The 12,752-nt window shown below is 72.8% G+C and carries 13 protein-coding genes and 1 pseudogene; 10 read left to right on the top strand and 4 right to left on the bottom strand.

Annotated elements, in window-relative coordinates:
• Positions 1 to 12: 12 nt before the first annotated feature.
• The 5 genes and pseudogenes from AB0E98_RS09170 to AB0E98_RS09190 form a co-directional block, all read left to right on the top strand.
• A pseudogene (locus AB0E98_RS09170) lies at positions 13 to 1,284 on the top strand (aspartate kinase); the annotation flags it as partial.
• A 116-nt stretch (positions 1,285 to 1,400) separates the two neighbouring features.
• Positions 1,401 to 1,853 carry a MarR family transcriptional regulator gene (locus AB0E98_RS09175; protein WP_361700301.1) on the top strand — a complete coding sequence of 151 codons (453 nt, stop codon included), beginning with the start codon at positions 1,401 to 1,403 and terminating at the stop codon, positions 1,851 to 1,853.
• A 15-nt stretch (positions 1,854 to 1,868) separates the two neighbouring features.
• Positions 1,869 to 2,762 (top strand): ATP-binding cassette domain-containing protein, encoded by an 894-nt coding sequence (locus tag AB0E98_RS09180; RefSeq protein ID WP_361700303.1) that lies wholly within the window; start codon positions 1,869 to 1,871, stop codon positions 2,760 to 2,762.
• The gene (locus AB0E98_RS09185; protein ID WP_361700305.1) at positions 2,722 to 3,600 is read left to right on the top strand and encodes an ABC transporter permease; all 879 of its coding nucleotides are present in this window, start codon (positions 2,722 to 2,724) and stop codon (positions 3,598 to 3,600) included. Before AB0E98_RS09180 ends, AB0E98_RS09185 begins: the two co-directional genes overlap by 41 nt.
• A gap of 4 nt (positions 3,601 to 3,604) precedes the next feature.
• Positions 3,605 to 4,948 carry a M1 family metallopeptidase gene (locus AB0E98_RS09190; RefSeq protein WP_361700307.1) on the top strand — a complete coding sequence of 448 codons (1,344 nt, stop codon included), beginning with the start codon at positions 3,605 to 3,607 and terminating at the stop codon, positions 4,946 to 4,948.
• On the opposite strand, the gene AB0E98_RS09195 is transcribed toward AB0E98_RS09190, so the two are convergent.
• Positions 4,903 to 5,808: a DUF2127 domain-containing protein gene (locus tag AB0E98_RS09195; RefSeq protein ID WP_361700310.1), complete on the bottom strand. Its 906-nt coding sequence runs from the start codon at positions 5,806 to 5,808 to the stop codon at positions 4,903 to 4,905. The genes AB0E98_RS09190 and AB0E98_RS09195 overlap by 46 nt on opposite strands.
• A 201-nt stretch (positions 5,809 to 6,009) precedes the next feature.
• On the opposite strand from AB0E98_RS09195, the gene AB0E98_RS09200 reads away from it, so the two are divergent.
• Positions 6,010 to 6,525, top strand: coding sequence for a hypothetical protein (locus AB0E98_RS09200; RefSeq protein ID WP_361700313.1), 516 nt, complete (start codon positions 6,010 to 6,012; stop codon positions 6,523 to 6,525).
• Between the two features lie 3 nt (positions 6,526 to 6,528).
• Here AB0E98_RS09200 and AB0E98_RS09205 read toward each other — a convergent pair whose 3' ends face one another.
• From AB0E98_RS09205 to AB0E98_RS09215, 3 genes are all read right to left on the bottom strand, one after another.
• Complete coding sequence (locus tag AB0E98_RS09205) at positions 6,529 to 6,807, bottom strand: DUF1540 domain-containing protein (RefSeq protein ID WP_361700549.1); 279 nt, start codon at positions 6,805 to 6,807, stop codon at positions 6,529 to 6,531.
• A gap of 85 nt (positions 6,808 to 6,892) precedes the next feature.
• Positions 6,893 to 7,903: an NAD-dependent epimerase/dehydratase family protein gene (locus AB0E98_RS09210; protein WP_361700315.1), complete on the bottom strand. Its 1,011-nt coding sequence runs from the start codon at positions 7,901 to 7,903 to the stop codon at positions 6,893 to 6,895.
• Positions 7,904 to 7,961: 58 nt separating this feature from the next.
• Positions 7,962 to 8,636 carry a class I SAM-dependent methyltransferase gene (locus tag AB0E98_RS09215; protein ID WP_361700318.1) on the bottom strand — a complete coding sequence of 225 codons (675 nt, stop codon included), beginning with the start codon at positions 8,634 to 8,636 and terminating at the stop codon, positions 7,962 to 7,964.
• Between the two features lie 94 nt (positions 8,637 to 8,730).
• On the opposite strand from AB0E98_RS09215, the gene AB0E98_RS09220 reads away from it, so the two are divergent.
• From AB0E98_RS09220 to AB0E98_RS09235, 4 genes are all read left to right on the top strand, one after another.
• On the top strand, positions 8,731 to 9,324 hold the full coding sequence (locus tag AB0E98_RS09220) for an XRE family transcriptional regulator (RefSeq protein WP_361700320.1): 594 nt from the start codon (positions 8,731 to 8,733) through the stop codon (positions 9,322 to 9,324).
• Positions 9,325 to 9,403: 79 nt separating this feature from the next.
• Positions 9,404 to 11,272 carry a potassium transporter TrkA gene (locus AB0E98_RS09225; protein ID WP_361700323.1) on the top strand — a complete coding sequence of 623 codons (1,869 nt, stop codon included), beginning with the start codon at positions 9,404 to 9,406 and terminating at the stop codon, positions 11,270 to 11,272.
• A 139-nt stretch (positions 11,273 to 11,411) separates the two neighbouring features.
• Complete coding sequence (locus AB0E98_RS09230) at positions 11,412 to 11,987, top strand: TerD family protein (RefSeq protein ID WP_361700325.1); 576 nt, start codon at positions 11,412 to 11,414, stop codon at positions 11,985 to 11,987.
• 97 nt (positions 11,988 to 12,084) lie between these two features.
• Positions 12,085 to 12,741 carry a transglycosylase SLT domain-containing protein gene (locus AB0E98_RS09235; RefSeq protein WP_361700328.1) on the top strand — a complete coding sequence of 219 codons (657 nt, stop codon included), beginning with the start codon at positions 12,085 to 12,087 and terminating at the stop codon, positions 12,739 to 12,741.
• Positions 12,742 to 12,752 lie beyond the last annotated feature (11 nt).

The raw sequence follows: 12,752 nt of genomic DNA on the forward strand, positions 1-12,752 counted from the left end.
AGGCCCCGAACGATGCTCATCGTCCAGAAATACGGCGGCTCCTCGGTAGGGAGTACCGAGCGGATCCGGCGCGTCGCCGAACGCATCGTCGCCGCGCACGACGAAGGCCACGACGTCGTCGTGGTGGTCTCCGCCATGGGCGACACCACCGATCAGCTCCTGGGGCTGGCGCGGGAGATGGCGCCGGTCCCCTCGCGTCGCGAGCTCGACATGCTGCTGAGCGCCGGCGAGCGCATCTCCAACGCGCTCACGGCCATGGCGGTCCAGACGCTGGGGGTGCCGGCCTGCTCCTTCTCGGGCCCGCAGGCCGGTGTGATCACCAGCTCGGTGCACGGCCGGGCCCGGATCATCGGCGTCGAGCCCACCCGGGTGCGGCAGGCACTCGACCGCGGGATGGTCGTGCTGGTCGCGGGGTTCCAGGGCGTCAGCCGGGAGACCGGCGAGGACACCACGCTGGGCCGCGGCGGCTCCGACACCACGGCGATCGCGCTGGCCGCCGCGCTCAAGGCGGACGTCTGCGAGATCTACACCGACGTGGACGGCGTCCACACGGCCGACCCCCATCTGGTGCCGCAGGCCAGGCCGCTGTCCCGGCTGGACTACGACACGATGCTGGAGCTGGCCGCGAGCGGCGCCAAGGTACTGGCCCCGCGCAGCGTGGAGTACGCGCGCAGGCACGGTGTGACCGTGCGCGTCCGCGCCTGCGACGGCGGCTGCCCCGGCACGGTGGTGTCGGCGTGCCCGGACGAACCGGAGCGCGGGGCGTGCGCCGAACACGCCGCCTGCCCGGAGCGCGCGCCGTTCGCGGGCGTCGCGCACGACCTGTCCACGGCCGAGGTCACCGTGACCGCCGTCCCGGCCCGTCCGGGGGCCGTGTCCACGGTGTTCCGGGTGGTGTCGGACGCCGGTGCCGAGATCGACACGGTCGTCCAGCCGCCGGTGTGCGGGCCCGGTGAACAGGCCGGCGACATCAGATTCGTCCTCCCCGAGAGCGATGTGCCCGCCGTGCTCGCGGCGCTGTGCGAGCACCGGGCGGAGATCGGCCACGAGAAGGTGACCTGCCGCGACGACATCGGCAAGGTCTCGCTCGTCGGCTCCGGCGTCCGCACCCGCACGGGCGCGATCGCGGCGTTCTGCGAGACGCTGGCCAGGGCGGACGTGCGGTTCGAGACCATCACGGCGACGGAGACCCGGATCTCGGTGCTCTGCCCCGCCGACCGGCTCCCGGACGCGCTGCGCGCGCTGCACCGGTCCTTCGGCCTCGGCGCGGACGCCGAACCGGCCAAGCGCGTGGTGCCGTCCGGCAGGGCGGCGAACGCCCCGCACGCGGCGTGCGCCGGGGCCGAACCGGCGCGTGCCGGCGTCTGTCGGTAGCTCTTACACAGAGCTAAAATGATGGTATGGCCGCAGGGAGTCTGCCCGACGAGCTCGCCGGGGTCCTGTCCGGTATCCAGCGGTTGGCCCGCCGGAGGCTCTGGCACGGCCTTCCGGCGCCACGGCCCCGTGGCGCCCAGGTCGAACTGATGCGACTGGTCACGGCCCGCCCCGGCATCGGCGTCTCGGCCGCCGCCCGCGAGCTGTGCCTGGCCGCCAACACCGTCAGCACACTGGTCAATCAACTGATGTCGGCCGGCCTGCTGCTCCGGGAGGCCGACCCCGGGGACGGGCGCGCCGTGCTGCTCTTCCCGACGCCGTCGTGCGGGGAACGGCTTCGGGACTGGGACGCGCGGCGCGCCGCACTCTTCCGGGACCACGTCCGGGAGCTCACGGACGGGGACCGGGCGGCCCTGGCGGCGGCGCTGCCGGCGCTGCGCAGGCTGTCCGCGTCGCTACGGGACGCGGAACCCGTCTGACACCGCGGAGGTGCCATGACCACTCCCATCACCCACCGCCCGGAGACCTCCGGGGAACCCACGGACACCGCGGCCCTCAGCTGCACGGACCTGCGGTACTCGTTCGGCGCCACCAAGGCCGTGGACGGCCTGGACCTGCGGGTCGAGCAGGGCGAGGTCTTCGGCCTCCTGGGGCCCAACGGCGCGGGCAAGACGACCACGATCCGCGCGATCACCACGCTCCTGCCCGTTCCGCCGGGCGTCGTCGAGGTCTTCGGGCACGACGCGGCCCGGCAGAAGATGGCCGTCCGGCGGCTGCTCGGCTATGTGCCCCAGCAGTTGTCCGCCGACGCCAACCTCACCGGCCGCGAGAACGTGGCCCTCTTCGCCCGGGTCTTCGACGTCCCCCGCCGTGAACGCGCCGCGCGCGTCGCGCAGGCGCTGGACGCGGTCGGCCTGGCCGACGCCGCGCAGCGGTCCGCCGGAACGTACTCGGGCGGCATGGTCCGCCGCCTCGAGCTCGCCCAGGCCCTGGTGAGCGCCCCGCGCCTGCTGATCCTGGACGAGCCGACCATCGGCATGGACCCGATCGCCCGCGACAGCATCTGGGAGCGGATCTCCGACATCCGGGCGGGCACGGGCATGACCGTGCTGGTGACCACCCACTCCATGGAGGAGGCCGACCAGCGCTGCGACCGGCTGGCGCTGATGCACCGCGGGCGTATCCGCGCCCTGGGCACGCCCGAGGAGCTCAAGGCCGAACTGGTCGTCCACCGCCGGGAGTCCGGTGACACGAGCTCGCCGCCGCCCTCCCTGGAGGACGTCTTCCGGCACTTCGCGGGCAGCGGGCTGGGCGACCCGGGCCCCGACCAGCGAGGGGAGTTCAGCGATGTCCGCCGTACCCGCCGCACCGCGTCCCGCGTCGGCTGATACCGGGCCCGGCCCGGACGTCGCCCCGGAGCAGCGGTTCGCGTTGCTGCTGACCCCGCCGCGCGCCCGCAGCGGTCTGCGGGTCGTCCCGGCCCGGGTGGCCGCGATGTGCGCGGTCGAGCTGCAGAAGCTGCGGCACGACCGCACCGAGCTCTACACGCGGGCCGTCCAGCCGGCGCTCTGGCTGCTGATCTTCGGCGAGACCTTCACCCGGATGCGCGTCATTCCCACGGGGAACGTCCCGTACATCGACTACCTCGCCCCCGGGATCATCGCCCAGTCGGCGATGTTCATCGCCATCTTCTACGGCATCATGATCATCTGGGAGCGGGACTCCGGTGTCCTCACCAAGCTCCTGGTCACCCCCACGCCCAGGGCCGCGCTGGTGACGGGCAAGGCCTTCGCGTCCGGGGTGAAGGCGGTGATCCAGGCCGTGGTCGTGATCGCGATCGCCGCGGTGCTGGGCGTCGCGCTCACCTGGAACCCGCTGCGGCTGCTGGGCGTTCTCGTGGTCGTCCTCCTCGGCTCGGCCTTCTTCTCCTGCCTGTCGATGACGATCGCCGGGATCGTGCTCACCCGCGACCGCCTCATGGGCATCGGCCAGGCCATCACCATGCCGCTGTTCTTCGGCTCCAACGCCCTCTACCCGGTGGACGTGATGCCCGGCTGGCTGCGGGCGTTCAGTGCCGTGAACCCGCTCAGCTACCAGGTGGACGCCCTGCGCGGGCTCCTCATCGGCACCCACGCCCACCTCGTCACCGACTTCGCCGTCCTCACCCTCGCCGCGCTCCTGGGCATCGCCGCGGCGGCCTCCCTGCTGGGCCGGCTGGCCCGCTGAGACCGTGTGCCATCCGGCCCGGCGGCGGCAACGCTACTTCCCCGGCCACGGGAGCACGGCCTTCCACGTGGCGCGCTACCGGATCCGCCTCGACTGGAAGCCCGGTTCGGGCCGCGTCCTCGCCAACGCGGCCCTGACCGTCGTCCCCGACCACCCGCTCGACGAGCTCGACCTCGATCTGGCGCGCCTGCGCGTCACCCGGGTCACGGTCGCCGGCACGGCCGTGGCCTTCCGGCACCGCAAGAGGAAGCTCCACCTCGTGGCGGGACGCCCCCTGCCTGCGGGCGAGCCCGTCGAGGTGACCGTGGCCTACCACGGGGTGCCCCGGCCGGTCGGTCTGCCCGAACTGGACGACGCGGCGGGCTGGTTCCGCACCCGGGACGGCGGCGTGCGGGTCGCCAGTGAGCCGGTGGGCGCCTCGTCCTGGTACCCCTGCGACGACCGTCCCGACGACAAGGCCGCCCACCGCTTCGAGATCACGGCCCCCGGGCCGTATCAGGTGTGCGCCAACGGCCTGCTGACGGAGCGCCGGGCGGCGGGAGCGGGCCGTACCACGTGGGTGTACGAGCACGCGAACCCGATGGCGCCGTACCTGGCGACCGTCGCCATCGGCCGCTTCGTCCTCACCGAGCAGTCCGGCGGCCCGCCCGGCGTCCTGCTGCGCAACGCCTTCCCCGAGCGGCTGGCGGACCGGGCGGCGTACGACTTCGGCGGACAGCCGCGAATGCTCCGGGCGTTCACGGACCTCTTCGGCCCGTACCCCTTCGGGGAATACGGGGTCGTGGTCGTGGACGACGACGTCGGGGACCCCCTGGAGGCGCAGACCTTCCCGGTGTTCGGCACCGACCGCGTCGACGGCGTCCGGGGCCACGAGGACGAGGTGGCACACGAGCTGGCCCACCAGTGGTTCGGCAACCACGTGGGCATCCGGGGCTGGCGGGACCTCTGGCTGAAGGAGGCGTTCGCGACGTACGCCGAGTGGCTGTGGTGGGAGGCCTCCGGCGGTCCCGCCGCGTCGGCGATGGCCGCCTCGGAGACCGCCGGGCTGCGGCGCGCCGGGACACCGAGGGGGTCGGTCCTGGCGGACCCCGGGCCGGCCGAGATGTACGAGGACTGGATGTACGGCCGTAGCGCGGGCACGCGGCACGCGCTACGGCTGACCGTGGGCGACGACGCGTTCTTCCGTCTGGCGCGCGAGCTGCTCACCCGGTACGGGGGCGGCGTGTGCGACACCGAACGGTTCATCGCGCTGGCGGAGGAGGTGACGGGCGAGGCGCTGGGCGGGTTCTTCGCGGGCTGGCTCTACGGTCGGGCGCTGCCGGACATGCCGGGTGCGGCGGGCGGTTGAGCACGCCCCGTGAAGACCCGCTCCAGCGCCCCCCAGCCGGTGTCGTGGGCACGCACGGCCGCCTCGGACCCGCCACCGCCCCGGACGCCGAACAGCCGCTTGGCGATGAGCAGATAGAGCACAACGGCCAGGTTGATGACCAGGGTGAGGATCTTGGCGACGGTGATGTGCCCGGTGAGCTCGTAGACCTCGGGCACCAGCAGCACCGCCGTCGCCACGAAGGTGAGGTACTCCGCCCACCGCTTCGCGTACCAGAGCCCCACGGCCTCGACGCCTTCGAGCAGCGCGTACGCGGCCAGGACCAGGCCGACGATCCAGAGGGTGGAGGTGTGCGCGGCGAACGCCTTGTCGAGGTCCTTGAGCAGCCCGTGGTTCGACAGCCCGCTCGGCCCTCCGACGCCGTTCTGGATCGCGTCGACGATCCGGTAGAACGGCTTCTGGAGCCGACTCCGCTCATGGACGAACACGAAGACGGCGGCGGCGAGCACGGCCAGAACGACGAAGTGCACCATCCGGTCGATGGCGATCAGCCGCAGGACGTACCGGTCGCGCAGCGGCCTGCCTCGCAGCGGGAGCGCGATCTCCGCCCGGCCGGGCGGGAACTCCCGCTCCGGCCGGGCGGGGGCGGGCAGCGGCAGCCACGCGTCGCAGCGGAGGCAACGGTGCCAGCGCGTCCCGTCGTCCGTCTCGCGGACGACGAGCGCGTCCGCCCCGCGCACGGCGGCGGCGTCGGTGCCGACGAGGTGATGCCCGCGGAGGGCGCAGTCGATCAGCTCGTAGACGGGGGCGCGGCGGCGTCGGCGCGGGGCGGGGTGCGGGTGCGCCCCGGGGGCGGGTACGAGGGCGGGCTTTTCCGTCACGGTCGTGGAGTATGCCCCGGTCCGGCGGGGCTACGCCCATGGGTGGGCAAACCGTGGGCGCGTCGAGCGGTCGGCGCGTATCTACCGTTCGAGTGAACCGACATGGGCGTTTGCGCTGCCGGAACGCCGAACGCGTCCCTGTACCGTAGCGGCGGCGGATTTCCCGGGCGGACGGTCCCGGCGACGATGGAGGCGGAGAACTTGAACGATCCCGGCCGGGCCGAGGCGTACACGGCCGAGGACCGCGCGAGCATGACCGGGCCCGCGTGCGCGTTCCTCGACCAGTGGCTGGCCACCATGGACACCGCGCTGGAGGAGTGGCACCGGGCCCACCTTCCGGCCGGTTTCCCCTTCGACTTCGGTCTCGATTCCCTGGACGCGCTGGAGCCGCTGCTGTTGTCGCGCTACCCGGACCGTGCCGCCATCGACGCCGCGCCCAACGCGGACTTCACCTCCGGGGCCGTGCGCTACATCGGCGAGGCGCTGCTGCGCGCCGTGCCCGCGCGGTGGGGCTACGAGGACCGCGGCGCGGAGAACACCCACCCGTACAACCGGGTCCCGGTCGTCCGCTCCAACACCCCCGCCGCCTTCATGGAGGCGGTGGCCCCGTCCCTGGCCCTCCATGTACTGGTCCGGGACAGGGGGCGGGGGACGCTGCGGCAGTTCACCGGCCCACTCCTCGACGCCCACGAGGCGGCGGAACTCGTGGGCGACTGACCGTCACCGCGCCGTGTACGTCAGACAGTCCGCCGCGTCCTGGAGGGCGGCCACCGTGATGCCGGGGGCCTGGCACTCGAGCCCGACGTTGTGGAGGCACCCGGCCATGTGGCAGGCCCCCACCCGCCCCACGGCGGACGCGTCGCCGCCCTTGGACGGGTGCACGAAGAACGTGTCGCAGCGCGCGCGGGTCGAGTCGCCCACGGTGATGGCCAGGGCATGGCAGGCGGTGTCCTCGTTGTACGCGCACTCGGCAACCTCGCACACGGCCACTTGAGGCATCTCCACAGCGCCCTCCTCGTTCCTCGGTGTTCGCGCCTGATGCCTTCCTCGGACACCGGGGCACGACACCGCCCGTCCCCTCCGTTCACCCGGAAGCCCGGGCCGGGCCGTCGTGGCGCGCCAGCAGTTCCCTCTCCTGTCCGGGGCTGAAACCGCGCCGGATCGCCGGCAGACCGCGGGCGCGGTCCCAGGCGAGGACATCGGCCGCCGTCACCTCCAGCGGGGTCGCGGGCAGGCCCGCCGCCCGGGCGCGGGCCGGGCTGCGCTGCTGGGAAGGCCGGTCCGGGCGCAGGAGCGGGAAGAGCGGGGGCAGCTCGTCGGGGGCCACCGTCACGGGGACGATCTCGACCCGTGTCCCGGCCACGCGGGCGCAGGTGCGGATGAGGCCGCCGAGCGTGGTGGGTTCGGCGGGGCCCACGGCGTGGAACGCGCCGGGGCGGTCGTCGGCGAGCAGCCGGCCGACGAGGCGGGCCAGGTCGCGCGAGTCGACGATCCGGACCGGCTGGGCGGGGTCGGTGGGCAGGGCGACACGGCCGCCTCGGGCGGCCCGCCGCACCCAGTGGGTGAAGGTGTCCGACGGGTCGTACGGGCCGGCGACCTTGCCCGGCCGGACGATGGTGGCCCGGGTGCCGTACCGGGCCAGGACGTCGTCCTCGCAGGCGACCTTGCACGGGCCGTACGTGGTGTTGTCGAGCACCTCGGTGTCGCGTTCGGGCGGGCGGCGGGGGGTGTCCTCGTCGGAGCCCGGCCGCAGGCCCGTGTTGTCGTAGACCGCGTGGCTGGAGATGAACAGGTACCGGCCGACGCGGTCGCCCAGCGCGTCCATCGCCTGGCCGACGTGCCGTGGGACGTAGCCGCTGACGTCCACGACGGCGTCCCAACGGCCGTCGCGCAGCGCGGCGTAGTCGCCGGTGTCGCGGTCTCCGACGATCCGGGTCAGCCCGGGGAACAGGCCGGTGCCCGTCCTGCCCCGGCCGAACAGGGTCACCCGGGCGCCGCCGCGCAGGGCGTCCTCCACGATCGCGCGGCCCACGAACGACGTACCACCGAGCACGAGGATGTTCATGTCCATGGCGTTGTCCATGGCGTTGTCCATGGCCGTCGACCCTACCCGGCGGGGTCCCGGCGGGACCCCGCCGAGCGGGCCCGCGTGCTCAACGCGCGGCGCGCCGGAGGGCGATGACGTTGTCGGTGACGGTGGCCGTCCGTCCCTCGGGGCCGGCGGCCTGGCGGGCGGGGGCGTCCAGGCGCTCGGTGTGCCACCCGCCCGGTGCGAGGCCCAGCGCGGCGAGTTCCTCTTCCGGGGTGGGGACAGCGGCGTCCTCATGGGGGTGCCAGGACCACGGGGGGACGGTGGCGTGGGTGACGACGAGCAGGAGGCCGCCGGGCGCGACCTTCTCCGCGACGGCGCGCAGGATCCGCTCGCGGGGCAGTTCCACGTTCGACTGGAAGAACTGGGCGGAGACCAGGCCGAAGGTGCCCTCGGGGAGGGTGCGGGCCAGGTCGTGCCGCTGGAAGTCGATCCGGTCCGCGACGCCCGCGTCGGCCGCGTGGCCCAAGGCCCGGGCCAGGGCGGTGGCGGACACGTCGGCGGCGGTCACCCGCCAGCCGCGCCGGGCCAGCCAGACGGCGTCGGCGCCCTCGCCGCAGCCCAGGTCGAGGGCGGTGCCGGCCGGCAGCGGCTCGACGACGTCGACGAGGACGGGGTTCGCCCTGCCGCTCCACACGCGTTCGCGCTCCTGGTAGCGCCGCTCCCAGTACTCCGCGGCGTCGACGTCGGCGTCGGCGCCTTCTGTGTGGTGCTGGTGCTGGTGCTCGCTGATGCTCATCGGGAGTCTTCCCTTTCGGTCGCGGGTCCGTGTCGAGCCTCGCCCGGACCCCGGCCGCTTGACAAAATTTCTTGCCGGATCGGCAAATGGAGGGATGACCGACGACGACATTCCCCAGGTACTCAGCGCTGTCGGCCCCCGGCTGCGGGCGCTGCGTCACGACCGCGGGGTCACCCTGGCGCGGCTGAGCGAGACCACCGGGATCTCGCTCAGCACCCTCTCCCGGCTGGAGGCCGGGCAGCGCAAGCCGACCCTCGAACTGCTGCTGCCGCTGGCCAAGGCCTATGGCGTCCAGCTGGACGAGCTGGTGGGCGCGCCGCCCACCGGCGACCCTCGCGTCCATCCCCGCCCGTTCACCCGGGAAGGGAAGACCTTCATCCCGCTGACCCGTGACCTGGGCGGCGGGCTGCGCGCCTTCAAGCACATCGTCCCGGCCCGGGAGCCGAAGGACGTACGGCCCGGGCAGAAGACCCACGAGGGCTACGAGTGGCTCTACGTCCTGTCGGGGCGGCTGTGGCTGGCGCTCGGCGAGCACGATCTCGTTCTCACCGCCGGTGAGGCCGCCGAGTTCGACACGCGCGTCCCCCACGGCTTCGCCAACGCCGGGGAAGAGCCGGTGGAGTTCCTCAGCCTCTTCGGTCCGCAGGGCGAGCGCATCCACGTACGGGCCCGGCCCAGCGGCGCGTGACCGGCGCGCGGACCGGGCTACCGGCGCCCCGACGGGGGTAGAACCTCCCCCGTCGGCGGCGGACGGCGGGAGTGGTGCGGTGAAGTGGCGGGAGCGGCTGCGGTACTGGTTCGACAGCACCATGGACCGTGGCACGCCGGCCCTCATCGGCTGGCTGGCGATGGCGTCGTTGGTGCTGATAGGCCTGACGACCGTGCTGGTGGTGACGTTCACCGACGAGGACACCGAGGCCAACGGCGGCTGGGAGGGCGTGGCGTGGATGAGCATGCTGCGCACCCTGGACCCCGGCACCATGGGCGGGGACCAGGGGGGCTGGGTGTTCCTGGCGCTGATGCTGATGGTGACCATCGGGGGCATCTTCATCGTCAGCACCTTCATCGGTGTGCTGACCACGGGGCTGGACCACCGGATCCAGCAGTTGCGCAAGGGGCACTCGCCGATCATCGAAAGCGGCCACACCGTCGTCCTGGGCTGGTCGGAGCAGGTGTTCACGGTGGTCGAGGAGCTGGCCGAGGCCAATCAGAGCGAGCGGCGCTCCTGCGTGGTCATCCTGGCGGACCGCGACAAGGTGGGCATGGAGGAGCAGATCCGGCTGCGGGTCCCCGACACCCGCCGTACGCAGGTGATCTGCCGGTCCGGCAATCCGCTGAAGCAGACGGACCTGGAGCTGGTCAGCCCGGACACGGCGAAGGCCGTCGTCGTGCTGCCGTCGTTCTCCCGGGACAGCGACACCAGGGTGATCAAGGTGCTGCTGGTCCTCAACAACAGGCCGTGGGCCAAGGGGCGGCCGCCGCTGATCGCGGCCGTGCAGGACGAGGGCAACCTCGCCGCCGCCCGGCTCGCGGCGGGGCCGAGCGGCCTGGTGGTCGACGCGGACGACCTCGCCGTACGGCTGACCGTGCAGTCGCACCGGCAGGCCGGCCTGTCCACGGTCTGCAACGAACTGCTGAGCTTCTACGGCAACGAGATCTACATCGCCCACGAACCGGCCCTCGCCGGGGTCTCCTACGGGGAGGCGTTACACCGCTACGCCCTCGGCGTGCCCATAGGCGTGGCACGGGCGGACGGCCGGATCCTGCTGAACCCGGCCATGGACACCCTCATCGGCGCGGAGGACGGCATCATCCTGGTCGCCTGGGACGACGAGTACATCCGGCTCGCGGACGGGCCGCCGCCGATCGTGGAGGCGGCGATCGCCCGGGGCACCGGGCGGCCGCCGGCCCCCGACCGTACGCTGCTGATCGGCTGGAACTCCCGGGCCGCGAAGATCATCGAGCTGCTGGACCGGTTCACCCGGCCCGACTCGGCCCTCGACGTGGCCTCCCCCGCACGTCCGGCCGGGTTCGACGACCTCGCGCCGGAACGCCTCCGGCTGGGGCACAGGCACTGCGAACCGACGAACAGGCGGTCGCTGGAGGCCCTCTCCCCCGGCGACTACCAGCACATCCTCGTCCTCTCGGACGAGACCGTCGACCCCGAACAGGCCGACAACCAGACGCTGGTGACGCTGCTGCACCTGCGTGACATCGAAGTCGGCCTCGGCGACCCGTACTCGATCGTCTCGGAGATGAACAACGACAGCAACCGCGAGGTCGCCCAGGTCACCAAGGCCGACGACTTCATCGTCAGCAACAAGCTGATCTGCCTGCTGCTGACGCAACTGGCCGAGAACCAGCGGCTCTACCGGGTGCTGCGCATCCTCCTCGACCCGGCCGGCTCGGAGATCTACCTCAAACCGGCGGACCACTATCTGGTGCCCGGCGCCGAGGCCACCTTCGCGACCGCCGTCGAGGCCGCCCGCAGACGGGGCGAGACCGCAATCGGCTACCGGCTCGGCCGGGACCGCGACACCGCGCCCTCGTACGGGGTGCGCCTCAACCCGTCCAGGACCGAGCCCTTGACTCTGTACGAAGGGGACCAGATCGTCGTACTGGCCGAAGAGGGGTGACAGGCGTGACAAGGTACTTCACCGCAAAGCACTTCGTCACAAACTACTTCATTGCTTGCGCAAGTCGGGAACCATAGGCTCTGGCCTGGCGTTATTGCGCAATGACAGCACGCAGACCAGCGAACTCCGGAGGAAGAACATGGCCGTGACCCTGGCCAAGGGCGGCAACGTCTCACTGAGCAAGGAGGCCCCGGGCCTGACCGCCGTCATGATCGGGCTGGGCTGGGACGTGCGCACCACCACCGGCGCCGACTACGACCTCGACGCCTCCGCCCTGCTGTGCGACACGGCCGGGAAGGTCCTCTCCGACCAGCACTTCGTCTTCTTCAACAACCTCCGCAGCCCCGAGGGCTCGGTGGTCCACTCCGGGGACAACCTCACCGGCGGCGGCGACGGGGACGACGAGCAGATCCAGGTCTCGCTGGGCACGGTCCCGCCCGGGGTCGCCCGTATCGTCTTCCCTGTGTCCATCTACGACGCCCACCAGCGCGGCCAGAGCTTCGGGCAGGTGCGCAACGCCTTCATCCGCGTGGTGAACCAGGCCGACGGCCGTGAGCTCGCCCGCTACGACCTCACCGAGGACGCCTCCACCGAGACGGCGATGGTCTTCGGCGAGCTCTACCGGCACGGCGCCGAGTGGAAGTTCCGGGCCATCGGCCAGGGTTACGCCTCGGGGCTGGCGGGCATCGCCTCGGACTTCGGCGTCAACGTCTGACGGACGGTTCCGACCGACAGTTCTGACGGACCGTTCTGACGGACCGTTCCGGCGGATGGTGAGGGCCCCTCGGGGCGGGTGAGGAGGCGGACGGCGCATGGCACCCCGGCGATCCCTACGGCGGCTCGCTGCGACGGTCGCGGTGACCGTCGCGGTGACCGTCGCGGCAGCCGGGTCCCTCGCGGCCTGCGGCGGCACGGGCGACCGCGCCGCGCCGCCGCCCGCCTCGGCGAGCCCCGGCGCGCCGAGCGCGTCGGGGCAGCCCGCGAACCAGGACCCCGCTCGCTTCGCACCCCAGGTCGTGAAATACGCGGGGCAGGCGAAGACCGACGCCCAGCTGCTGATGGCGATCCTCTACAACGAGTCGTACAAGCCGCACGACCCGGCGCTGGAGCGCGCCTGGCAGCGCATGAAGCCCGATTCGGCGTTCGGCATCGCGAACATGCACAAGGCGGCCTTCGGCGACACCAAACAGGGCCGCGACTTCGCGAACCGGTCGTGGGACGAGCTGCCCGACGACCCGGACCTGGCCGTCGAGGCCGCGGCGTGGTTCCTCCACGACCTGGCCACGGGCCTGCCGCGGAAACCGTCCGGTCCCTACACCAGGGACGAGCTGCTGGCCCTGGGCTACAACGCCGGCGCGGGCAACATGAGCGCGTTCGCCCGGGGCGCGAAGCCCGGCCCCCAGGCCCAGTCGTATCTGGACCGGCTGCGCGCCAACTGGGCGAAGGCCGGGGAGGCCGTCAAGCGATAGGGCTTCCGCGG

The organism is Streptomyces sp. NPDC037389 (assembly GCF_040636475.1).
Lineage (GTDB): Bacteria > Actinomycetota > Actinomycetes > Streptomycetales > Streptomycetaceae > Streptomyces > Streptomyces hesseae.